Source organism: Halorubrum sp. CBA1125 (genome assembly GCF_009742825.1).
In the GTDB taxonomy this organism is placed as follows: Archaea; Halobacteriota; Halobacteria; order Halobacteriales; family Haloferacaceae; genus Halorubrum.
Genome location: NZ_WPCE01000013.1, coordinates 1 through 22,085, shown reverse-complemented (window position 1 = coordinate 22,085; position 22,085 = coordinate 1). Strand labels below are relative to the sequence as shown.

The 22,085-nt window shown below is 68.4% G+C and carries 19 protein-coding genes and 2 pseudogenes; 9 read left to right on the top strand and 12 right to left on the bottom strand.

Annotation, left to right across the window (positions count from 1 at the left end; all coding sequences use genetic code 11):
• Window positions 1-75: 75 nt before the first annotated feature.
• Complete coding sequence (locus GJ633_RS02890; protein ID WP_156586988.1) at window positions 76-801, top strand: nucleoside phosphorylase; 726 nt, start codon at window positions 76-78, stop codon at window positions 799-801.
• A gap of 15 nt (window positions 802-816) precedes the next feature.
• Here the strand turns inward: GJ633_RS02890 and GJ633_RS02885 are convergent, their stop codons facing one another.
• A complete protein-coding gene (locus GJ633_RS02885; protein ID WP_156586986.1) occupies window positions 817-1,266 on the bottom strand; it encodes a UPF0179 family protein in 450 nt (149 codons plus the stop codon).
• Window positions 1,267-1,401: 135 nt separating this feature from the next.
• Between GJ633_RS02885 and tmcA the strand changes: the two are divergent.
• Window positions 1,402-3,754: pseudogene (tmcA, locus tag GJ633_RS02880) on the top strand (tRNA(Met) cytidine acetyltransferase TmcA).
• Window positions 3,755-3,956: 202 nt separating this feature from the next.
• The gene (locus GJ633_RS16935; RefSeq protein WP_321168878.1) at window positions 3,957-4,277 is read left to right on the top strand and encodes a HalOD1 output domain-containing protein; all 321 of its coding nucleotides are present in this window, start codon (window positions 3,957-3,959) and stop codon (window positions 4,275-4,277) included.
• A gap of 31 nt (window positions 4,278-4,308) precedes the next feature.
• Here the strand turns inward: GJ633_RS16935 and GJ633_RS02875 are convergent, their stop codons facing one another.
• The gene (locus GJ633_RS02875) at window positions 4,309-4,995 is read right to left on the bottom strand and encodes a bacterio-opsin activator domain-containing protein (protein WP_321168877.1); all 687 of its coding nucleotides are present in this window, start codon (window positions 4,993-4,995) and stop codon (window positions 4,309-4,311) included.
• A 363-nt stretch (window positions 4,996-5,358) separates the two neighbouring features.
• Here GJ633_RS02875 and GJ633_RS02870 point away from each other — a divergent pair, with 363 nt between their 5' ends.
• The gene (locus tag GJ633_RS02870) at window positions 5,359-6,222 is read left to right on the top strand and encodes a hypothetical protein (RefSeq protein ID WP_156586982.1); all 864 of its coding nucleotides are present in this window, start codon (window positions 5,359-5,361) and stop codon (window positions 6,220-6,222) included.
• 475 nt (window positions 6,223-6,697) lie between these two features.
• The gene (locus GJ633_RS02865) at window positions 6,698-6,886 is read left to right on the top strand and encodes a hypothetical protein (RefSeq protein ID WP_156586980.1); all 189 of its coding nucleotides are present in this window, start codon (window positions 6,698-6,700) and stop codon (window positions 6,884-6,886) included.
• A gap of 55 nt (window positions 6,887-6,941) precedes the next feature.
• On the opposite strand, the gene GJ633_RS02860 is transcribed toward GJ633_RS02865, so the two are convergent.
• From GJ633_RS02860 to GJ633_RS02830, 7 genes are all read right to left on the bottom strand, one after another.
• On the bottom strand, window positions 6,942-7,673 hold the full coding sequence (locus GJ633_RS02860) for a GNAT family N-acetyltransferase (protein WP_156586978.1): 732 nt from the start codon (window positions 7,671-7,673) through the stop codon (window positions 6,942-6,944).
• 224 nt (window positions 7,674-7,897) lie between these two features.
• Window positions 7,898-8,266: a hypothetical protein gene (locus GJ633_RS02855; RefSeq protein WP_197431202.1), complete on the bottom strand. Its 369-nt coding sequence runs from the start codon at window positions 8,264-8,266 to the stop codon at window positions 7,898-7,900.
• Window position 8,267: 1 nt separating this feature from the next.
• Window positions 8,268-9,995, bottom strand: coding sequence for an FAD-dependent monooxygenase (locus GJ633_RS02850; protein WP_156586976.1), 1,728 nt, complete (start codon window positions 9,993-9,995; stop codon window positions 8,268-8,270).
• Window positions 9,988-11,631, bottom strand: coding sequence for an electron transfer flavoprotein subunit alpha/FixB family protein (locus tag GJ633_RS02845; RefSeq protein ID WP_321168876.1), 1,644 nt, complete (start codon window positions 11,629-11,631; stop codon window positions 9,988-9,990). The genes GJ633_RS02850 and GJ633_RS02845 overlap by 8 nt, the downstream gene beginning before the upstream one ends.
• A 2-nt stretch (window positions 11,632-11,633) precedes the next feature.
• Window positions 11,634-12,509, bottom strand: a complete 876-nt coding sequence (locus GJ633_RS02840) for an electron transfer flavoprotein subunit beta/FixA family protein (protein ID WP_156586973.1) — start codon at window positions 12,507-12,509, stop codon at window positions 11,634-11,636.
• A gap of 263 nt (window positions 12,510-12,772) precedes the next feature.
• Window positions 12,773-13,102, bottom strand: coding sequence for a ferredoxin family protein (locus GJ633_RS02835; protein ID WP_156586971.1), 330 nt, complete (start codon window positions 13,100-13,102; stop codon window positions 12,773-12,775).
• 81 nt (window positions 13,103-13,183) lie between these two features.
• Window positions 13,184-14,944, bottom strand: a complete 1,761-nt coding sequence (locus GJ633_RS02830) for a glutamate--tRNA ligase (protein ID WP_156586969.1) — start codon at window positions 14,942-14,944, stop codon at window positions 13,184-13,186.
• 377 nt (window positions 14,945-15,321) lie between these two features.
• Between GJ633_RS02830 and GJ633_RS02825 the strand changes: the two genes are divergently transcribed.
• Window positions 15,322-15,549 (top strand): hypothetical protein, encoded by a 228-nt coding sequence (locus tag GJ633_RS02825; RefSeq protein WP_156586967.1) that lies wholly within the window; start codon window positions 15,322-15,324, stop codon window positions 15,547-15,549.
• On the opposite strand, the gene surE is transcribed toward GJ633_RS02825, so the two are convergent.
• A complete protein-coding gene (gene surE / locus GJ633_RS02820; protein ID WP_321168875.1) occupies window positions 15,512-16,378 on the bottom strand; it encodes a 5'/3'-nucleotidase SurE in 867 nt (288 codons plus the stop codon). The genes GJ633_RS02825 and surE overlap by 38 nt on opposite strands.
• Window positions 16,379-16,468: 90 nt before the next feature.
• Window positions 16,469-17,530, bottom strand: coding sequence for a glutamine-hydrolyzing carbamoyl-phosphate synthase small subunit (gene carA, locus GJ633_RS02815; protein WP_156586964.1), 1,062 nt, complete (start codon window positions 17,528-17,530; stop codon window positions 16,469-16,471).
• 96 nt (window positions 17,531-17,626) lie between these two features.
• Here carA and GJ633_RS02810 point away from each other — a divergent pair, with 96 nt between their 5' ends.
• Both GJ633_RS02810 and GJ633_RS02805 read left to right on the top strand, forming a co-directional pair.
• On the top strand, window positions 17,627-18,040 hold the full coding sequence (locus GJ633_RS02810) for an Lrp/AsnC family transcriptional regulator (protein WP_156586962.1): 414 nt from the start codon (window positions 17,627-17,629) through the stop codon (window positions 18,038-18,040).
• Window positions 18,041-18,130: 90 nt separating this feature from the next.
• Window positions 18,131-18,411 (top strand): annotated as a pseudogene (locus GJ633_RS02805) (glutaredoxin family protein).
• 21 nt (window positions 18,412-18,432) lie between these two features.
• On the opposite strand, the gene GJ633_RS02800 reads toward GJ633_RS02805, so the two are convergent.
• Window positions 18,433-20,124 (bottom strand): HVO_2922 family protein, encoded by a 1,692-nt coding sequence (locus GJ633_RS02800; RefSeq protein ID WP_156586959.1) that lies wholly within the window; start codon window positions 20,122-20,124, stop codon window positions 18,433-18,435.
• Between the two features lie 211 nt (window positions 20,125-20,335).
• Here GJ633_RS02800 and ligA point away from each other — a divergent pair.
• On the top strand, window positions 20,336-22,085 hold a 1,750-nt coding region (gene ligA, locus GJ633_RS02795; RefSeq protein WP_156586957.1), incomplete at its 3' end, for an NAD-dependent DNA ligase LigA.

The window sequence follows — 22,085 nt, the reverse complement described above, 5'->3', positions numbered from 1 at the left end:
CCACGTCTCCCGGTTCACGGGTCGGTGGTTCCACGGACCGGTCGGTTTTTGCGCGCGGCGCTTGGAGTCGCTCACATGGCGAAACAGCCGCACCTGCTGGTCGAGGAGGGCGACGTCCACGATATCGCGATCGTTCCCGGCGACCCCGGTCGCGTCGATCGGATCGCCGCCCTGTGCGACGACAGCGAGACGGTGGCACAGAACCGCGAGTACAAGGTCGTCAACGCGAGCTACGAGGGAAGCGATCTCACGATCTGTTCGACCGGGATCGGCTGTCCGTCGGCCGCGATTGCCGTCGAGGAACTCTCGCGGGTCGGCGTCGAGACGTTCCTCCGCTGTGGCACCTGCGGGGCGCTCCAGGCGGAGATGGAGGTCGGCGACATGGTCGTCGCGACGGGCGCGGCCAAAGAGGAGGGGACGAGCAAGCGGTACGAGTCCGCGAACTACCCTGCGGTCCCCGACTACGACGTCCTCACCGGGCTCGTCGACGCCGCCGAGGACAACGACGAGGAGATCCACGTCGGGCCGATCGTCTCCGACGACGCCTTCTACAACGAGAGCGACGCGTACGTCGACGACTGGAACGACGCCAACCTGCTGGCGATCGAGATGGAGGCGGCGACCGTGTTTGCGCTGGCGCGTCGCAAGGGGCTGCGGGCGGGCGCGATCTGTACCGTCGACGGCAACCTCGTCGCGGGGACCCAGAAGGGTGCAGACTCGGACGACGAGCTGCCGGAGAAGGCGAAAGACAACGTCGAGCGCGCGATCCGGATCACGCTGAACGCGGTCGCGTCGCTGTAGCGGCGACCGTCCGGCCTACCCGTCCTCGGCCCGGAACTCCACCAGCGTCAGGTCCCGGTCCAGCGCGCACTCGTCGTGGGGCGGCTCGCCGAGCACCTGGTCGATCACGCGCTCCTCCTCGAAATCGGCGCCGTCGGGCACGCAGTAGCCGTGGCTCGGGCACTCGGTGTGCGGACAGGGGCCGGCGAGCGAGGCCTTGCTCCCGGCGTACGCCCGCTTCGACGGGACGTTCGCGGGGACGGGCGCGGGCTCGACCTCGACCGCCCGGACCCCGGCGTCGTGGACGGCGCAGTCGAGCGTCTGCGCGTTCTCGCGGATCCCCGTCACGCGATACCGCGTCCCCTCGGAGAGGTTGAGACACTGGCTCCGGTAAGGACACCCCTCGCAGTCGGCCGATTCGCCCTGATAGACGAACTCGCGGCCGACGTCGGCGAGCCGCGTGCCGATGAGCGTGACCGTGGTCATACTCGTCCCGACGCTCCGCGCCGCCGTAAGCTTCCCGCCTCTCGGGGCGGGATCCCCCGAGGCGGACGCGAGCGCGGCGCCGACCGCCGCGCAAGGGCAAGACACATCCCCGGGCCTCGGCAACGACGACCGAGGATGATCGCGGAGGTCACACGGGCGCTGCGTCGGGAGGCCGAGCGGGCGAACGAGCGGCGCGTGCTCGTGCTCGCGGGCGACCGCGACCGCGGCATCGACGCCGCTTTCGACGCGATCGAGGCGGCCGACGCCGGGATCGACGACGTCTCGGTCGTCTCGACGCGCGCGGGGTTCCGGTTCGAGGAGCACCGCCCCCGGAGCGCGGACGAGCTCCTCGGGCGCACGCGGGAGATCGTCGTGCTCGACTGTCACGATCGGTTCGTCCCGAACGCGCTCGGCCGCGCGGTCGGCGCGGTCGACGGCGGCGGGCTGCTCGTCCTCGTGACGCCGCCGCTCGACGCGTGGCCGACGACCCGCGACCGGTTCGACGACTCGCTCGCGGTCCCGCCGTACGGGATCGCGGACGTGACCGGCCGCTTCCGCGAGCGGCTCGTCGGGACGCTCCGCGCGCACCCCGGGATCGCGATCGTCTCGCTGGGCGACGACCCCGGCGCGACGCGGTCGAACGCGACGGGCTCACCGGGACTGCAGAGACCGGTGTCGAGCCGCGAACGGCGTCTCCCTCGTCGGCGAGCGCCCCGCCGACCGCGGCGTTCCCGCCCGCGGCGTACGCCGCCTGTCGCACCGCCGACCAGGAGCGTGCCCTCGGGGCATTTGAGGCGCTCGCCGAGCCCGGGACCGCCGTGGTCGTCGAGGCCGACCGGGGACGCGGGAAGTCGAGCGCGGCCGGGCTCGCGGCGGGCGCGCTCGCGCTTTCCGGCGCCGACGTGCTCGTCACCGCGCCCGCGTTCCGCAACGCCGCCGAGGTGTTTGCGCGGGCACGAGAGCTGATCGCGGAGGGGGACCCGGACGCGACCGAGCCGGCGGGCGACGCCCGTCGCGTCGACGCCCCCGGCGGCGGACGCCTCCGGTTCCTGCCGCCCGCGGCGGCGGCCGACGTCGCGGACGAGGCGGACGTCGCGATCGTCGACGAGGCGGCCGCACTTCCGGTGCGGCTGCTCGAGGGGTTCCTCGACGCGCCGGCGGTCGCCTTCTGCACGACCGTCCACGGCTACGAGGGTGCCGGCCGCGGCTTCGCGATCCGGTTCCGCGAGCGGCTGCTCGACAGTCCGTTCGCGGTCCGGGACGTTCGGCTCGACGAACCGATCCGGTACGCGCGCGGCGACCCGGTCGAGGCGTGGGCGTCGCGGGCGCTCCTCTTGGACGCTCGACCCGCGGTCTCGGCGGCGGTGGACGACGCGACCGTCGCGGAGGCGACCTACCGGCGGCTCTCGCCCGACGAACTGCTCGCCGACGAGACGCTGCTCGGCGAGGCGTTCGGTCTGCTGGTCGCGGCTCACTACCGGACGGAGCCGAACGATCTCGCGCGGCTGCTCGACGCGCCGAACCTCGCGGCGCGAGCGCTGGTCGCGGAGGGACGCGTCGTCGCCGTCGCGCTGCTCGCCCGCGAGGGCGCCCTCGACACCGACACCCGCCGACGGATGTACGAGGGCGAGCGCGTCCGCGGCAACATGGTCCCCGACGTGCTCACGAGCCAACTGCGCGACGAGGCGGCCGGCGAGCCGCGGGGGCTCCGCACGGTCCGGATCGCCACCCACCACGCGCTCCGCGACGCCGGCTTCGGGTCTCGGCTGCTCGAGGAGGTCCACGCGGAGTTCGGCGACGACGTCGATTACTTCTCCGTCGGGTACGGCGCGACACCCCGCCTCCTCCGGTTCTGGCGGCGCGCGGGCTACCGGACGGTCCACCTCTCGACCACGCGAAACGACGCCTCCGGCGAGCACTCCGCGATCATGCTCCGGCCGGCGGGCGACGAGGGCGGTGACGAGACTGCGGGGGCGGCGATGACGGTGACGCGAACGACGGGGGCGACGACGAGCACGCGGGGCGAGCCCTGCTCGACCGGCACGCCGCCGCCTTCCGCGACCGGGAGCGCGACGGGCTCTCGGACGCCCACCGCGAACTCGACCCCGACGTCGTCGTCGGCGCGCTCCGGGCCTGTCCCGCGCCCGTGCCGGTCGATCTGACCGAGACCGAGTGGCGCTCGGTGGTCGGCGCGTCGTTCGGTCCGGGGATGTACGACAGCGCGCCCGGCGCGTTCAGGGACCTGGCGCTCGCGGCGCTGATCGACGGCGACGCCCGGGACGACGATCTCGGCCTCGACGACCGCGAGGCGCGTCTCCTCGTCCGGAAGGTGCTCCAGGGCCGGCCGTGGGACGCGGTCGCCGCGGAGCTCGACTACGTCTCGACGGCTTCGTGCATGCGGGCGCTCGGCGACGCGTACGAGCCGCTGGTCGAGCGATACGGGACGGCGTTCGCGCTTGAGGAGCGCGATCGGTTCGCGCACGGGTGAGGCGCAAGGTATGGAACGCCCGCTTTGACGGTGAAATCGCACCTGAAAATCAGGCGCTAGTGCCCCGTCCTCGAGGAGTGAACCGCGTCGGCGGTGAGCGAGTAGGGTGGGGAGGACGTCACGACCCTTCAGAGATAGGGATGTAGGATAAGGCTCTGGCCAGCCTTCTTCTACTGGATAGCAGTCAAATCACGGTGACACCATGAACCCACGCGACTACCCTATGCAAGAAAATGACGATCTGTGCCCCGATATAGCGTCGAAAGCGTACACTTCGAAGTTCGCCCGTGAATCTGATACACCCCCCTCTATCTGTGTCGTTGAGGCGGTTGCGGAAGCTATCGAAACAGATCCGAAGGACTTGCAGCCGCTCTATGAATCAATTGATCCCGATGCGCTTAATATACTCTTGGAATCGCCACACCAATTTAACAGAGGCTGTATAACGTTTAGATTTGCGGGGTGTAACGTCACTGTTAGCACGGATGAGTGGATAGCTGTTTTGCCCCGAGTGAACGACTGAACGTGACGTTTCGATGGTCTCTTAATCGCTGTCACTCACGTCCGGTCGGACAATTATTAACAGACTTCTTAAATATATATGTGAGAATATTGCGCTCGGCTGCAAAGATGTGTTCTGAGAAGGTAGCTGATGTAATATCGAGTTCGTCAGCAACGTCTTGCCCTGTACAGTCGCGCGGCCACTCGTAATAACCCATCTCAAATGCGGTCTGCAGGACTTCCTGCTGTCTATCAGTTAGGTTGTTGAGGAGTGACTGCTGGAATGTAGAGGGAGTTAACATAGATGTGTGCGTCTCTTTCGTCCGTTTGGCTATCAGATCGAAATCGGGATACTCCTCGAGGAATGGTTCTGTCACTGCTGGCGGATCATACCTCAATGGGATCTCAGCGACGATACGCCCCTGGCCATCGACTCCTTCGACGGTTCGAGGGAGCGCTCCGAGTTCAGCGAGCCTATAAGCCGGACAATTCCCCGACACGATAAATTCGAATAGACCGCCGTCGTCGTATTCGCTGAGGAGTGAGGTTTCGACAGTCTCATACGAGTCTGTGTGACGCTTAATTCGAGCGGGAGGTGCACCTAACACGTTGAAAAATTCCGCGTATTGTGCTTCCGGACGCGGTATGATCTTTGCAAGCTCAACCCTACAATGTTCTTCCCCGGACACGCCAACGAATGGATATACCGCATTCTGAACGGTCAGTTCGATCTCAACCACTGGATCGGTTTGGTTGTCTCTCTGGCCTTCTAAAATGCTCATTGTATATACTATAGCATGGTGATGGTAAGCTCTTATGGAAATCATAATTTAAATTGTAGTGTTATGTTTCCTACCGCTTCGTCTGTACAACAGCTATGTAGCGAGTCAGCATGGTGATCCGCGATCTGGTTCTGTTGAAATCATCAGCAAGTGATCTATTCTGCCCCGACTGCGGTCAGTGCAGGGCGTTTATTCAGCAGACGGAGCACCCGCAGAGCGGATCTCGAAGCGCCACCCTTAGATATATGTTATCACGGCTCGTACCTCTTTGTCGAAACTATCAGGGGGAGCACGCCATCCGCCACGGCCACGTGGCTCATTATGACACATCGCATCTGCACATCGGAAGCGGACGGGGAGTTACCCTATTTTCAGCGCCTATGGCGAACGCTGTTCGCCTCCAATATCGAACCAAGAACCAGACTCGAACAACTGTTCGAACACGAAACCGCCGAATTCGACCTGAATTACGCGTTTCTGTCGCACATTGACCTAGAACACGAGACGGAACGCTTCGAAATCGTACATGGCTCCCACGAGATCCTAAAACCGAGCACCACCGTCCCGCTCTCTAAGACCTACTGTCGGAAAACCATCGCAGACCCGGAAGGGACAGTGGCTGTCAGTGATGCTCTCGCTGAAGGGTGGAAAGATGATCCAGCATATGATTCATTCGAGTTAGGGAGCTACCTCGGAACGACGGTTTCGGTTGACGACGAACTCTATGGAACGGTCTGTTTTGCGGACACCGCCGCCCGTGATGAACCAATCAGGGACAAAGAAAAAGCCCTTGTTGAGATGCACGGCCAGTGGGTCGAGTACATGTTGGCACTCTGGGACGAGCACCTGATGCGGGAGACGCGTTTCGATACTATCGAGGGACGCGCCGTTCCTTCGGAAGCCATCGACTCGATGATGGACGTACTCAAAAGTCGTACACGGCGCGTTATTCTTATGACCCTGTTGGGAGACACCACCGAGACCAGTATCGATACCCTCGAACGACAGATAAACGACGAGAACACCCGAATACGGCTGTACCATCTCTATTTACCCAAATTAGCCAACACCGGATATATCGAGTGGGACTATGATGCGGATACCATCTCTAAGGGACCGAAGTTCTCCGAGGTGGAACCACTCGTTCAACTGCTGAAAGAGTATAATACGGCATTCCCCGAGTAGACGTCATCCGTTGACGTTTCTGTGGGCTCTGACAGAGTAATACTGGATCCGTTCTTTTCAATAGCCGCCGACACCTCGAAAACACCGGCCACATTTACTAACGGGAGGTTTGTTCATTGCCTGTTCAACGGAGGTACTTTGTAAATGATCAGGGGTGACATTACGTGTACCTCCACACTCGGTCTGAAGGCTGGATCTCTCTGGATCGCGTTTGTGGACTATGTTCGTATGCTCGTTCAGAACGGCGTTTCTGTGGGTTGCATTAGCACTATCGGCCATAGATAACCCATAGCGATGTGGATGGATAGACGCATTCCCTATGTGTCAAGGGTTACCGGGGTCGCTCCACTGGTTGCCGACACATCTAGCGATACGGATCTTCTATTCAACGCAATCGGGCCCGTATATATAATTTTCTGAAGATCTCAAGCGTTCGGGGCAAACACCGAAGACGGTCGCCGACCCATAGCCGGACATGACCGCCGACGCGGACGAGCCACCGCGGACCTGTACGGAGCCGGACTGCGACCGCCAGGCGGCCGTGCGCTTGCACATCCCGTGGGACGAGGACCGCGCGGTCTGTCCGGCCTGCGCGCGGGCGCTGGTCCAGCAGGACGGCGTCGTCGCGGAGCCGCTCTCCGGCCACGAGGACACGTGGCCGTGAGCGGGACGCCTGTCGAGTACTGAGTTCACTGAAAACGAGGGAGGTCTGGAACCGCCTACAGCGACCGTGCCAGCATCACTTCGTCGACGTACTCGCCGTCGATCCGGTAGTGGTCCTCGCGGGTCGCCTCCGTGAACCACCCGTGCGACTTCAGGAACGATTGCGCCTCCTCGTTGGTGGCGGGGACGCTGTTGTACAGCTTCTCGAAGCCGTTCTCGTGCGCCCACGTCGACCCCTTCTCCAGCAGCGTCTCGCCGATGCCGCGCCCGCGGTACTCCTCGAGGACCCCGAGCGTGAGCTTCGCCGTGTGGCGGAGCTTCTCGGTCTCGGGTAAGTCGAGGTGGACCCAGCCGACCACCTGTTCTTCCACGGTGGCCACGAAGAACATCCGCGACTCGGCGTCGTTGTCCCGCAACAGGATCTCCTCGTAGTCGAGGAGGTCGGCGACGGTCTCGGCCTCGATGTACGTCCCCTCCTTCGCCACCTGGCGGATGATGCCGACGAGCCCCGACAGGTCCGACTGTCGTGCGGTCCGGATCGCGAATCGGGTGTCATCGTGCTCGTGGACGGTGGCGGCGTCGGTGTCGAACGCAATCTCCAGGTCGTCGTCGACCTGTCGGATGTAGCCGTCGCGCCGCAACACGGCGAGGTGGTGGCCGAAGGCCTCCTCGTCGAACCCCAGCTCGCGACGCACCGTCTCGGCCGGCACCGACCCGCGCCGCTCTACGTACTCGTAGATGTCCTTCCGGTCACGATTCTCGATCGAGACGCGTTGAGCGAGCTCCATGTATCACGATACCATGCAACAACGGATAAGTATTGCCCATGAATGATCGTGAAAAATTCCCCCGTCTGCGCCGTTCGCGTTTCATGCACCGATGCGGGCCACGGGTCGCCGCCGATCGCGACCCGTCGCGAGTCACGACTCGTCGCGATGCGTCCCCGTGAGCAGGGCCGCCACGTCCGTGATGTCGTGGGTGTCGACCAGCAGTTCGGCGGCCTCGCGGACGGTCACGTCCGGGTCGCGGCGACGCCCCGGCACCGGGCGTACACCGCCAGCCAGTCGCTCGTCGCGGCGTTGAGGCGGTCGAGTTCCCGCTGCGAGAACCGCACCGGCTCGTCCGCCGTGCGCGCCTCGACGTACACGCCGACGACCGGGCCGAGCCCGTCGCGCGCCGCGACCAGCGCGGCCGCCGCAGGGTCCGAGACCTCGGTTCCCGCGAGTTCGATCCCCGCGTGCGGCGACCCGCCGTCCCCGGATTCCGGCTCGTCCCCACCGCCGTCCCGCAGGGACTCGGGGTCGAACCGGTCGCGCGCGGCGCGCGCATCCGCCGCGAGCGACGCGATCCGGTCGGCGTACCGGGAGCGCGTCTCCGCCACGTCACCCCTCCTTGAACTCCACCCCTTTGCCGCCGCTGGGGTGTTCCCACTCCGTGTCGGCGACCACGGCGCAGGTGCCGCACTCGATACACGGCTGCGTGTCGAGGCTGACGACGCGTTTCTCCTCGCCGTTCGTCTGGATCCGCTCGTCGCGGTAGCAGCCGCCGCCGAACGCCTCGGCGCTCACCGGGCAGGCGGTCACGGCGGCCCCGCTGGCCTCGTAGCTCTCGTCGAGCAGCTCGATGTGCGGGTCGCCGACATCGTAGGTGAGGTCGCCGATCCGGTCCGCGAGGTCGGGCGGGCGGACCCCGTCCTCGTCGTCCGCGTCGTCGCTCGAGTCGGCGTACGAGCGCTCCTCGATCGGCTCGCCCAGGACCTCCGCGATCCGGCTCGGTACGGTGACGTACGAGAACCGGGTGTCCGGCACCATCCCGAGCAGCAACGGGGAGTTGAACGCGCGCTCCGCGAGCCCCTCGGCGGCCCGCAGACCGGCGGCTCCCAGCGGCGAGTCGATCAACGCGCTCCCGAGCCGGTTCACGGCGTCGTTCTCGGAGACGGCCCGAGACGCCCGATAGCGCCGCGGCCGGAGCTTCTCCATCACGCCCTCCTCGCGGAGCTTGCGCTCGTAGAGCTCTCCCGCCTTCGAGGCGTCACCTCGCGTCCTGGCCTCGACGAACGCCTCGGCGGCGAGCCCGCCAGCGGTCACGGCGTGGTTCATCCCCTTGATGATCGGCCCCTGCGCCTGCATCTGGCCGGCGGCGTCGCCGACGAGCAGGAGCCGTCCGCGGTGCGGCGAGGGGTGCGCGACCTTCTTCGAGTCGGGGACGAGCTTCGCCGAGTACTCGCGCTCCTCGTACTCGCCCTGCAGCCAGCGGTCGAGCAGGGGGTGGGTCAACAGCCCGTCGAGCAGTTCGTGCGGCTCCGCCCGCTCCGCGGTCAACGAGTCGAGGTGGAACACCGTCCCGATCGACAGCGAGTCCTCGTTGGTGTACAAGAACCCGCCGCCGCGGACGCCCTCGAACAGGTCGCCGGAGAACAGGTGGGCTGCCCCTCCGTCCGGGTCGACGTCGAACCGGTCGTTGACGACGTCCGGGTCCATGTCGACGACCGCTTTCACGCCCTGGAACCAGTCGTCGGGGTCGTCCCAGTCCATGAGCCCGGCGTCGCGCGCCAGCTCGGAGTTGACGCCGTCGGCGGCGACGATCAGGTCCGCGCGGATCGGGTCGATCTCGTCGCAGGTGACCCCGACGATCTCGCCGTTCTCGCGGAGCAGACCGTTGACCCGGACCTCCGTGAGGAGGCCGCCGCCGGTCTCTCGCGTCAGCTCGTGGACGCGCTCCGCGAGCCACGAGTCCATCCGGCGGCGCAACACCGAGTCACACCAGTCGGTGTCGTGGTGATGGACCCGGTCGAGGTCGAACGTCTTCACGCGGTCGCCGGCGACGTTGTGGATGTAGTACTCGTCGACCGGGCGCTCGGACGCCGCCTCGCGGAAGTCCGGGAACAGCCCGTCGATCGTGTAGGGCGCGGACTCCTCGGCGTAGATCAGCCCCCCGGAGACGTTCTTCGAGCCGGCGTCGACGCCCCGCTCCAAGACGAGCGTCTCGACGTCCTGGCGGGCCAGCGCCGCGGCCGCCGCCGCGCCGCCGGGGCCCGCCCCGACGACGACCGCCTCGTAGTGCTCGTGATCGGCCGTCTCCGCGGCACCGGCCGCGTCGGCGTCAGTCATCGGCCACCCCCTCCATCGCCGCGACGGATCCACCCTCCTCGATCGCCGCCGTCAGCCGGGGCAACACCTCGAACAGATCCCCCTCGACGAAGTAGTCGGAGAATCCGCGGATGTCGGCCTCGGGATCCTCGTTGACCGCGATGATCGTGTCCGACTCGTCCATGCCGACCTTGTGCTGGACCGCCCCGGAGATACCGGCCGCGATGTACACCTCGGGTTCGACAACCTGCCCGGACTCGCCGATCTGCCGCTCCTCGGAGATGTAGTCCTCCACGTGGCTCGCGAACTCGTAGGAGGCGGTGATGACGCCTCGCGAGAGCCCGAGTGCGGCGTCGTCGAACGCGCCCACGAGGTCCAAGCCGAGTTCGATCCCCTCCGTGGGATCGTCGCCGATCCCCCGGCCGAGCGCGACGATCACGTCGTGGCCGGTCAGGTCGACGCCCTCCTCCAGCCGGTCGTACTCCACCACCTCGACCTGGAACCAGTCGTCCGGGAGGTCGAGGTCGTGTTCGACGACCTCGCCCTCGCGTTCCGGATCCGGGTCGGGGAGATCGAAGGTGCCGGGGATGACGCTGGCTCCCTGTGGATGGAAGTCGCGGTGCGGCTTGTCGATACAGAGGATCGTCGAGTACTCGAACCCGGAGAAGTCCGGGCGGGGCATGTGGAGCACGCGCTCGAACTCCTCGCTGTCGCCCGGCGTCCCCGTCTTCGCGGGGTTCGAGATCATCGCCTCCTCGATGTACAGGTCCGAGCAGTCGGAGGCGAGCCCGGAGTCGAGTTCCGCCTGCACGAGCGCGGAGAGGTCGCGCCCGTTGTGCGTCGCCGGGAACACGTTGTACCGGGGCTCGTGGTAGTCGCGCCACGTCGCCTCGAAGTCCCGGCACATGTGCGCGTAGATCTCGGTGTACGGCTTGTGGCGGAAGCGGTCGAGCCGCTCGTCGTCGTGGTAGACCGCGCGGTCCGCGCCGTACGCGATCGCCTCCTCGGCGAGGTCGGCGACGTCGTCGCCGATGAGGACCGCGATCACGTCCTCCTCGTCGCCGTACCGGTCCGCGTAGCCGTCCATCAGCTCGCGGGCCTTGCCGAGGATCTCCTTCGAGGCGTCGACGAGCTCTCCCCGCTGGGTCTCGCAGTACACCCACATGTCCCGGTACGTCTCGCCGGAGACGCCCTCGACGTACGTCTTGTCGGCGGTCGGGTGGTCGAGGTCCGGGTGTTTCTCCTCCGGCGGGACGTACTCGGGGCCCTCGTCGTCTTCGTCCTGTTCGGTCCCCTCGATCGCCTCGATGCGGTTCTCGATCTGCGTGATCGCGCCGTCGCGGTCCTCGCCGTCCCGCTCGCGCTCGATCAGGTCCCGGAGGAGGTCGACGTCGTCGACGTCGCGGACCATGTTGGCGAACTCCGCGAGCGACAGCTCCGCGGGGTCGACCTCGGCGGGGTCGACCGCCGCTTCGTCTCCTCCCGCCTCCGCTTCGAGCGTCTCGATCCGGCTCTCGATCAGCGTCTTCACGGGGTCGCGGTCGGGCCCCTCGCGCTCCAGTTCGAGCATCGCCTCCAGCTCCTCGATGTCGTCGACGCCGTTGACTTTCGGGCCGAGGTCCGCGATCTCGTGTTCGGTGGGGTCGATCTCGACCACGGTCAGTCACCCCCCGCGAACGCCGCCAGCTCGTCTACGACCGCCTCCATCTCGTCGGCGTCGTCCGGAGACACCACTGTCGCCTCGCGCTCCGACGGCGCCTGCGGGATCGGGTCGACGCCCGAGACGATCGTCGGCGATCCGTCGAGTCCGATGAAGTCCGGGTCGAGGTTGAGGTCCTCGTGGTTCCACGTCGTGAGGTGCTCCTCGTACGACTCGGCGCGCTCGGTCGTCTCCTCGCGGAGGTCCTTGTACCGGAGCCGGTGGGCGGCCTTGTGGTAGCTCGGGTCGAACTCCGGGTCGGTGACGACGAACGCCGGGAGGTCGGTCTCGACGGTCTCGATCTCCGCCACGTCGCCTTCGACCAGCCGCTTCGCGCGGAGCGTGTCCGCCTCCGGGTCGACGTCGAGTGCGACCACGTGAGTGACGAGCGACCGGTCGGGCAGCGCGTCGTTCATGTGGTGACACCAGGTCGTCTGCGGCCCGGTGTGGCCCGTCTCCCCGTCGGCCGTCTTGAAGCCCGCGACGACCAGATCCGGTTCGGGATCGAGCTTCGAGAGCCCCGTCGTGATCGTGATCGACGTGGCCCAGGTGTCGGCCGCGGCCATCTCTCGGTCGGAGAGGAGGTAGAGATCGTCGGCGTACACCTCCCGCATCCCCTCCTGGAGAACCTCTTCGTACCCGGGCGGGCCCATGCTCAGTAGCGAGACGGTTCCGCCGTGGCGTACCTTCTCCTGTAGCGCCGCCCGCAGGGCGATCTTGTCGTTCGGGTTCATGACTGTGGGCGTCTTCCCGCGCTCCAGGTGGCCGTCCTCGTCGAACGCCACCTTCCCCTCGCGGAAGTCGGGGACACCTTTGGTCAGTACGACTGTGTGCATTGATATCTGTCCTCGATCCGTGCTTGTCACGGTTCCTAATAGTCTTTTGTGTGAAATTACACGTTTGGACGGGATCCCGTGCGAACGTCGCTCGCGTTCGCGTCAGCTACCTGAGACGTCGTCGCCCGCGAGCGGCTGCTCGGCGGAGTAACGTCGCCGGTGGAAGGCGCGAGCGGAGCGCGAGCGCTCGGGCCGAGGGAAAAAAACGCGAGGAGAACCGTGGCGGATGCGCGAACTCCGGACGGTTCGGCGACGAGCGAGCGTCAGATCCGACCGGCTCGGCCGGGATCGACGTCGATCGCGTCGACCGGACATACGTCGACACAGAGCATACAGTCGATACACTGGTCCTCGTGGGTGGGGTTCGCTTTGATCTCGCTTTCGGGGTGGCCGGGGGTGTCGACCCACTCGAACACGTCGACCGGACAGTCCTCCAGGCACGCGCCGTCGGCCAGACAGATGTCGAAGTCGACGGCCACGTGGGTGCCGCGGATGCCGAGCTCCTCGGGCGGGTCGACCGGACCCCACGTCGCCACGCCGTTCTCCTCACCGACCTGTTCGCGGTTCTCCTCGAAGTTCGGGTCGATGGCCATCGGTATGGTAACATCCACCGCTCGCCATATAAACCCGGCGACGGGACCGGAAGGGTCTACGGGCGGCCGGGGCCGAGACGGTCAGGGGTGCGCGTAGTAGGTGACGAGGTCCTCCTCGCCCGTCGGCCCGTACGCCTCGCCGGCCGGCTCGGGGTCGAACTCGTCGAGGCGCACGAACCCGACGCGCTCGAACTGGACCAGGTCGTCGACGGCGGCGTCGGCGATCGCCGGCTCGGCGAACCCCCGCACGTCGCCCTCGACCGTGCGAACGAGCGTTCTCAGGCTCTCGTCCGCGGGGACCCAGTGAACCACGTCCACGTCGCCCTCGCGGACGACCTCGATGTCGTCGCCGACGTACTCGAACGCGTCCCGGGTGTGGCGGACGCAGCCGAACCCCTTGAGCCAGACGCGGTCGCCGCGCGCGGGGAGGTCGGACTCCTCGATCAGCACGCGCCCGGCGGGGACCGTGCGGGTGCCGCGCTCCTCGTGGTCGGGATGCAGCGGCGGGTGCCCGGCGTCGGGACCCCCGATCACGTCGCGGTCGACCGCGGGGTCGTCCTCGCGGTCGCGCACGAGGAAGTACCGGTTCGCGTCGTCGTCGACGATATCGCGGTTGTTGGCGTAGACGGACGACATCGCGAGGTCGACGTCGGCGGTGGACATCCCGAGTTCCGTCATCGAGTCGACGAGCGCCTGCCCCCGGATCCCGCGGCGGCGCACCGACCGGATCGTCGGCGCGCGCGGGTCGTCCCACCCCGTTAGCTCGCCCGCCTCGATCAGCTCCTTTATCGTCGACGTGGAGAGCTTCACGTCGTACTCGTCGACCTGGACGTGCCCCCAGTGGAGCACCTCCGGGTACTCCCAGCCGAAGTAGTCGTAGACGAACCGCTGGCGCTTCGCGGAGTCCTGGAGGTCGATCCCACGGATGATGTGGGTGACGCCGGTGAGGTGGTCGTCGACGCCCGACTGGAAGTCGAGCATCGGCCAGCAGCGGTAGTCGGCCGCCGCCTCGCGCGGGTGCGGCGTGTCGATCATCCGGAACGCCACCCAGTCGCGCAGCGCCGGGTTCTTGTGGTCGATGTCGGTCTTCACCCGGAGCACCATCTCGCCGGCGTCGTACTCGCCGGCGACCATCTCCTCGAACTCCGCCCGGACGGTCTCGCCGTCCTTCTCGCGGTGCGGACAGGGTTCGCCGGCGTTCTTCAGCTCGGAGAAGTCGTCGCCGGCACACGAGCAGGTGTACGCGCCGCCGGCGCCGATCAGCTCCCGTGCGTGCTCGTAGTACGTCTCCAGCCGGTCGGACGCGCGGATCACGCGGTCGGGCTCGAACCCGAGGTACTCGATGTCCTCGAGGATCGCGTCGTACGCGTCGAGGTCGGGGCGTTTCGTCTCCGGGTCGGTGTCGTCGAACCGACAGATGAACGCCCCGTCGTACCGCCGTTTGTACGTCCCGATCACCGCGGGCATCCGGGCGTGGCCGAGGTGCCACGGGCCGTTGGGGTTCGGCGCCGCGCGCATCACGACCGCGCCGTCCTCGGCGTTCGGCAGCGCCGGGAGGACGTGCTCGTCTTCCGCCTCATCTTCGTCCAGCTCCGCGAGCCGGTCGGGCGCGATCTCGCCGAGCCGCGCTCTGCGCTCGGCTTCGTCCATCTCGGCGACCTCGTTCACGATCGGCGCGAGGACTCCCGGGATCTCGTCGCCGTGCGGGCGGAACTCGGGGTTCTCGCCCATGAGCGGGCCCATGATCGCGCCCACGTCCGGGTCGCTGTCGTGTTTGAGCGCGTTGAACAGCGCCGCGGCCTCGCCGGCCGTCGCGACGCGCTCGCGGAGTTCGTCGTCCATACCACGGGGTTGTGGGGGTCGGCTCAAAAACGCCGCGGAACGGCGGGGAGGGACGGGAAGCGGGGCGGAACAGACAAGCGGGTAGGGGCGTTCCACCCGAGGAGACGACGCGGCTTAAATCATCGAGACCGTTCACGGCCGAGATCCCCGATCTCGGCGCGAACGGTCGCGACGCTTTTGTAGTAACGAGTTCCTACCGTGACGATCGCCGCTCGCGACCGTGGCGTTCCGTCCACGGTCGCCCCGCCGTTCCGCCGACGGCGACCGCCCGCGCCGCTCCGCCGGGTTGATAATCGCCCGCGTCGTGGAGCGACCATGGACACGGCAGCGTCCGGCGTCGGACCGGTGCCCGCGGGGGGATCGGCGTGGTAGAACCGATGTCCGAGGCGGAGCGCGACGCGGGCAACCGCAAGGTCAAGGTCGGCCTCCTGCTGCTCGTGACGGTCTCGCCGCCGCTCGTCGCGCTCCAGTGGGGGCCGACGACCGAAGAGCTGTTCGCCGCGCTCGTCGGCGGCTTTCTCCTCGGACTCGTGGTGGTGTGGTACCTCGGCCGGCTCGCGGCCGAGTTCAAGGCGGGGTCGCGTCGTCCGGGTCGTCGGCGGTGACGACCTCGCCGGCACGGTCGCCGGCGACCGCGCGCGACGTCGACAGCGGCGAGATGCTCACCTCGCCCTCGACGGCCGCGCGCCGGTCGGAGCCCGGATCGTCGGGGACGTCGCCGCGGAGGAACTCCCGCCAGAAGCGGTCGCGCAGCTCCATGCCCATCTCGCCGCGTCGCTCCTCGAAGCCGCCCTCGCTCGGCTCCCCCTCGCCGGGGTGGAACTCGATCACGTCGAACCCGCGCGCCGGCTCGGTGAGACGATAGGTCGGGTCCGCGGCCGCCGCGTCGTCCGCGGCTGGGACGTTGACGTTCAACACCTCGGCGCCGAACGGGAGGGGACCGTCGGCGGCGCCCTCCGCGTCGGCCCGGTCGAGCAGATCGAGCGCGACCTCGGCGGCGAGCGCGAAGTCGTCGCGGCCGAGCGTCGGCGGCACGGGGAGGTTCCCGCGGTCGTACAGCGAGACGGCGATCGCCGGCGTCCCGAGGAAGGAGGCCTCCATCGCGGCGCCGACGGTCCCCGACTGCCCGAGGATGTGTGCCCCGATGTTCGGCCCGTGGTTGCAGCCGGAGACGACGACGTCGGGATCGAGTTCGAGCGCGACGTCCGCGACCGCGACGCAGTCGGCGGGCGTCCCCGCGACCGCGTAGCCGGCGTCCGTCTCGGTGTAGTCGACTGTGGTCTCCCACCACGAGCGGGTCCCGCCGACCCCGGACTGGTTGCTCTCGGGCGCGACGACCGTCACGTCGTGCTCGCGCGACAGGGCGTCCGCCAGCGCCCGGAGTCCGACGGCGTCGATCCCGTCGTCGTTGGTGAGGAGGATCTCGCAGGTCACGGGGGATACTTTGGACGGGCGGAAGAAAACGTCGCCGAAACGCTCCGGAAAACGAGGACGGCGGCAGTCGGTCGACGGGGACGGCGGCGGTCAGTCGGCGGCGACGCGCGGCGTCCCCTCTGCGAGCTCCATGACCTCGTCGAAGAAGCCGAGCGAGTCGTGTGGACCGGGGTTCGCCTCGGGGTGGTACTGGCGGGTGATGACGTCGAGTTCCTCGCTGTCGAGCCCTTCGACGGTGTCGTCGTTGACGTTCACCTGGGTCACCTCGAGCGGGCCGGTGTCGTCGACCGTGTAGCCGTGGTTCTGAGTGGTCATCACGACCCTGTCGGTGCGGAGGTCCTGCACGGGCTGGTTGACGCCGCGGTGGCCGAACATCATCTTCTCGGTCGACCCGCCGAGCGCGCTCGTGATCACCTGCTGGCCGAGACAGATGCCGGCCATCGGCAGGTCGCCCGCGACCGCGTCGACGACCTCCTGGGCGGCGACGAAGTTCTCCGGGTCACCCGGGCCGTTCGAGACGAACAGCACGTCGGGGTCGACGGCGGCCACGTCCTCGGGGGTCGCGTCGTACGGGAGCACATGGACGTCGGCGCCGCGCTCGGTGAGCGAGGAGATGATCGACCCCTTCGCGCCGCAGTCGAGCATCGCGATCTCCGCCGCGCCGCCGCCCTCGTGGACGGTCGGCTCGGTCACCGAGACCTGCGCGCCGATGTCGGTGTGCGCGCTCATCGGTTCGCACGCCTCCATCTCCTCGACCGCGTCCTCGGGGGTCGCGTCCGGGCCGGCGGCGATCCCGCACGCCATCGCGCCCTCCTCGCGGACGGTGGTGACGATCTCGCGGGTGTCGACGTGGTCGACGGCGGGGACGTCCTCGCCGGCGAGCCACTCGGCGACGTCGTCGGTGAGCTCGCGGGCGATCGCCGCGCGCGGCTGGACCGACTCGGACTCGAACCGCTCGGTTCGGACGCCGTAGTTCCCGATCAGGGGGTACGAGAAGGTGAGGATCTGTTCGGCGTAGGAGGGGTCGGTGAGCGACTCCTCGTAGCCGGTGTACGCGGTCGTGAACACCAGTTCGCCACGGGTGCGCCCCGGCGCGCGAGCGCGAGCTTCGAGCACGCGACCGTCGGCCAGCGCGATGTAGGCGTCCGACATTACGAGAAACGTACGCTTCGAGGATAATAAGTGCGTCGTTCGAAGTTGTGTTACGATATTCGTAACGGGTAAGGCAGAAGAGGGCGTGGTGTCGGCATGGACGACCTCGACCGTCGGATCCTCTCGATCCTGCGACGAGACGCGCGGACCCCGTACACGGAGATCGCAGACGAGGTGGGCACCTCGGAGGGGACGGTGCGGAACCGCGTGGACCGGATGACCGAGGAGGAGACCATTGAGCGCTTCACGGTGACCACGAGCACCGGGAACGTGAAGGCGATGATCGAGATCTCGGTGGAGATGAACGTGAACACCTCCGAGGTGAGCGCGCGCATGGCCGAGTGGGAGGAGGTCGACTTCGTCTGGCAGGTCTCCGGCGAGGAGGACGTCGTCCTCGTCGTCGACGCCGTCGACACGCGCGCGGTGAACGAACTGATCACGCAGGCCCGCGAGATGGACGAGGTCAAGTCGACGAAGACCCGGCTGATCCTCGACGAACGGCTGGGGTGAGACCGGAGACGGCTCCGCGGCCGCCGTCGCGCGGACCGGGATCGCTTCGCGACCGAAAGCGATTCGGCGCTGGCGGCCGGACCCGGGAGCGTGAGCGAAACGCACGCCGAAGACGAGACCGAGGCGATCCCCGTCACGGTGTACACCCGTGAGGACTGCTCGCTCTGCGTCGCCGCCCGCGAGACGATCGAGGCGGTCGCCGCCGACCTCGACGTCGCGGTCGAGCTGGACCTCGTCGACGTCGACGACGACCCCGAACTGGCCGCGGAGTACGGCGAACGCGTCCCGTACGTGCTCGTCGACGGCCACCCGGCGTCAAGTACGAGGTCGACGAGCGAGAGCTCCGGTTGAAGCTGCTCGCGGCCGCGTAACCGGCCGTCCCGGCTTCCGCGTTACGCCTCGACCTCGGCCGCGTCCGCGCCGGGCGCGTTGCGCTTCACGCCCGTGACGGCCTCCACAGCGTTCGACCGCGAGGCGTAGCCCTCTCCCGAGTCCCCGAGCACGTTGCCGTTGCGGTGGCGGAGCCGCCAGCGCCACTCCCCGCCCGCGTCCTCGTAGATCTCGAAGGCAGCGTTCCCGACCTCGAGTACGTCGGCGTCGGGACCGTACTCGCGGACGCGCTCGATCGCGTCCCGGCCGTTGGACTTCGAGGCGTATCCCTCGCCGGAGTCCGCGATCACGTTGCCGTTCTGGTGGACGAGCCGCCAGCGGTACTCGCCGGCGGCGTCCTCGTACAGCTCGAACGTCGCCTTGCTCGCGTCGTCGCCGTCGATCGGGTCCGCGTCCGGCTCGTCGGGGGACTCGACGCCGGCGCCGCCCGCGTTCGACCGCACGCTGTCGAGCCCCTGCCGCGCCTTCGACCGGGAGGCGTACCCCTCGCCGGAGTCCGCGATCACGTTGCCGTTCTGGTGGACGAGCCGCCAGCGGTACTCGCCGGCGGCGTCCCGGAACACCTCGAACGCCGCGGGGTCGACGCGGAGGTAGTCCGCGGCCGCGACGTGCTCGCGAACCCGGGAGAGCGCGCGCTTCGCGTTGGACTTCGAGGCGTACCCTTCGCCGGAGTCGCCGATCACGTTGCCGTTGTCGTGGCGGAGCCGCCAGCGCCACTCCCCGCCCGCGTCCTCGAACAGCTCGAACGTCGCGCGGCTCTCCGGCGGCGCGTCGGGGATCGGCACCGCGACGTCCGGGTCGGCGGCGTCCTCCGGAACCGGCCCCTCGTCGTCGGCGACCTCGTCGGCCGCCTCCGGCTCGGTCTCGATCCGGAGCAGCCCGGCCCCGAGCGCGTTTCGGCGCACGCTGTGGAGCCCCTGCCGGGCCTTCCCGCGGCTGCTGTACCCCTGACCGGCCGTCGCGATCACGTTGCCGTTGCGGTGGCGGAGCCGCCAGCGCGCCTTGCCCGCGCGGTCCTCGAACAGCTCGAACCGGGCCTTGCTCGACCGGAGCGACTCGATCGTCGCCCGCGCGGCGGACAGCTCCGCGTCCAGCTCTTCGGCCCGCTCTTCGGCGTCCGACCGCTCCTCGCGCGCCGTGGTCAGATCGTCGCGGGTCGCCTCCAGATCCTCGCGCGTCGCCTCCAGCTCGTCGGCGGTGTCCGCGGCGGTCGCCGTCGCCGCGGCCGACTCCGCTTGCATTCGCTCGTAGTCCTCGCGGACCGGGTCGGTGACGAGCGGGACGATCGCCCCCGCGAGGCCGATACAGACGATCCCGGCGGCGTACAGCCCGTTGACGACGAGGTTCCCCGAGGAGGTGGACCACCCGTCGGGGAAGACCAGGAGGAAGTACACCACGGCGAGGAGCGTCAGGAGCCCGCCGAGCGCCCCGAGCAGCGTCGCCGACCGCCGGAGCGGGAACCGGACGATCGCGCCGAGCATCGCCAACGGCGGCGACAGCGCGACCAGCGCGTACCCGATCGACCGCGCCCCCGTCCGCGGCGCCGTGGCCGCGAAGACGACCACCCCGAGCGCGCCCAACAGCACGCCGACGGCGAACAGCCAGTACCCCCGGACCTCGTCGTCCGTCGTCGGCGTCCCGATCCGCTCCTCGTACAGCCCCGCGAGCGCCCCGGATGGTCCTTTTTGTGACATGTGTCGCCTGACGGCACCGAGCGACTTATGCATGGTGATCGATATCACGTCTCGTTCGAGAGGGCAGATCGCGGTTCCGCCACGGCCGCGACTCGACCATGGTCGCGACTGGGATCCGCGCACGGATGCGACCGGCGAGCCACGACCGGCGAACCGCGAGCGGTGAACCGGGAGCGCGCGTTTTTAACCGGAGCCGCCGCAAGGTCCGTCGATGACGACGCCGTCGAGCCGGTACGCGGACCCCGACGAGAACCCCTACGTGGAGGCCCCGCCGACCGACTTCGAGCCGGTCGAGGAGCTGTCGCCCGGCGAGGCGTCCGCGCAGGCGTCGCTGCTCCGGGCGGCGATCCGCGAACACGACCACCGGTACTACGTCGAGGCCGACCCGCTGATCGCCGACGAGACGTACGACCGGCTGTTCGACCGGCTGCTGGCGCTCGAGAAGGCGTTCGACCTCCCGACCGAGGACTCCCCCACCCGGCGGGTCGGCGGCGAGCCCGTCGACGAGCTGGAGACCGTCGAGCACGTCGCGCCGATGCGCTCCATCGACAGCGCGAAGGAGGCCGACGCGGTCCGGGAGTTCGACGAGCGCGTCCGCGACGGGCTCGCGGCCGAGGGGTTCGACCCAGACGGCGTGGCGTACGTCTGCGAACCGAAGTTCGACGGGCTCTCCGTCGAGGTGGTCTACGAGGACGGCGAGTACGTCCGCGCCGCCACCCGCGGGGACGGGACCGAGGGCGACGACGTGACGGCGCAGGTCCGGACGATCCGGTCGGTCCCCGGGAAGCTGCGCGGCGATCCGCCGGCCCGGCTCGCGGTCCGCGGCGAGGTCTACATGCCACGCGACGCGTTCGAGGCGTACAACGAGGAGCTGATCGAGCGCGGCGAGGAGCCGTTCGCGAACCCCCGCAACGCCGCGGCCGGGACGCTCCGCCAGCTCGATCCCTCGGTCGTCGCCGAGCGTCCGCTCGACGTCTTCTTCTTCGACGTGTTGGGATGGGAGGGAGACGAGGCGGACGGCGCCGAGAGCGGGAGCGGCGACGCCGACGGTGTCTCCGGGCGTCCCGAGACCCACTGGGACGAGTTCGACGCGTTCGACCGCTTCGGGCTCCGGCGCACCCACCGGATCGAGCGCGTCGAGGACGTCGAGGCCGCGATCGACTACCGCGACCGGCTCATGGCCGACCGCGAGGACCTGAACTACGCGGTCGACGGCGTCGTGATCTCGGTGGACGACCCGGCTCACCGCGACGCGCTCGGCTCGACGGCGCGGGCCCCGCGGTGGGCGTTCGCGTACAAGTTCCCGCCCCGCACCGCGACGACGACCGTGACGGGCGTGACCGTCCAGGTGGGTCGCACGGGGCGGCTCACGCCGGTCGCGGAGCTCGACCCCGTCGATGTCGGCGGCGTCACCGTCTCCCGGGCCACTCTCCACAACCCCGCCGAGATCGAGGCGCTCGGCGTGAACGTCGGCGACGTGGTGCGGATCTACCGCGCCGGCGACGTGATCCCGTACGTCCCCGAGGTGGTCGAGAAGCGCTCGGAGGGGACCTACGCGTTCCCCGAGACGTGTCCGGTCTGCGGCTCCGCCGTCGAACGGGACGGCCCGCTCGCGTTCTGTACCGGCGGGCTCGGCTGTCCGGCACAGCTGGAGCGAGCGGTCGAGCACTGGGCCCGTCGCGACGCGCTCGACGTCGAGGGGCTCGGCCCCGAGCGCGTCGAACAGCTCCGGGAGGCCGGGCTCGTGGAGTCGCTGCCGGACCTGTACGACCTGACCGTCGACGACCTCGCCGGCCTGGAGGGGTGGGGCGAGACCAGCGCCGAGAACCTGATCGCGGAGCTCGACGCGACGCGGAACCCCCCGCTCGACGACTTCCTCGCCGGGCTCGGGATCCCGGACGTGGGCGCGACCACCGCCCGGGCGCTGGCGGCGCACTTCGGCGACCTCGACGCGATCCTCG

Excerpts from the sequence above, each read along its gene's own strand:
- GJ633_RS02890 (WP_156586988.1), top strand. The coding sequence starts at position 76 with ATGGCGAAACAGCCGCACCTGCTGGTCGAGGAGGGCGACGTCCACGAT.
- GJ633_RS02885 (WP_156586986.1), bottom strand. The coding sequence starts at position 1,266 with ATGACCACGGTCACGCTCATCGGCACGCGGCTCGCCGACGTCGGCCGC.
- GJ633_RS16935 (WP_321168878.1), top strand. The coding sequence starts at position 3,957 with ATGAACCCACGCGACTACCCTATGCAAGAAAATGACGATCTGTGCCCC.
- GJ633_RS02870 (WP_156586982.1), top strand. The coding sequence starts at position 5,359 with ATGACACATCGCATCTGCACATCGGAAGCGGACGGGGAGTTACCCTAT.
- GJ633_RS02865 (WP_156586980.1), top strand. The coding sequence starts at position 6,698 with ATGACCGCCGACGCGGACGAGCCACCGCGGACCTGTACGGAGCCGGAC.
- GJ633_RS02860 (WP_156586978.1), bottom strand. The coding sequence starts at position 7,673 with ATGGAGCTCGCTCAACGCGTCTCGATCGAGAATCGTGACCGGAAGGAC.
- GJ633_RS02850 (WP_156586976.1), bottom strand. The coding sequence starts at position 9,995 with ATGACTGACGCCGACGCGGCCGGTGCCGCGGAGACGGCCGATCACGAG.
- GJ633_RS02840 (WP_156586973.1), bottom strand. The coding sequence starts at position 12,509 with ATGCACACAGTCGTACTGACCAAAGGTGTCCCCGACTTCCGCGAGGGG.
- GJ633_RS02835 (WP_156586971.1), bottom strand. The coding sequence starts at position 13,102 with ATGGCCATCGACCCGAACTTCGAGGAGAACCGCGAACAGGTCGGTGAG.
- GJ633_RS02830 (WP_156586969.1), bottom strand. The coding sequence starts at position 14,944 with ATGGACGACGAACTCCGCGAGCGCGTCGCGACGGCCGGCGAGGCCGCG.
- GJ633_RS02825 (WP_156586967.1), top strand. The coding sequence starts at position 15,322 with ATGTCCGAGGCGGAGCGCGACGCGGGCAACCGCAAGGTCAAGGTCGGC.
- carA (WP_156586964.1), bottom strand. The coding sequence starts at position 17,530 with ATGTCGGACGCCTACATCGCGCTGGCCGACGGTCGCGTGCTCGAAGCT.
- GJ633_RS02810 (WP_156586962.1), top strand. The coding sequence starts at position 17,627 with ATGGACGACCTCGACCGTCGGATCCTCTCGATCCTGCGACGAGACGCG.
- GJ633_RS02800 (WP_156586959.1), bottom strand. The coding sequence starts at position 20,124 with ATGTCACAAAAAGGACCATCCGGGGCGCTCGCGGGGCTGTACGAGGAG.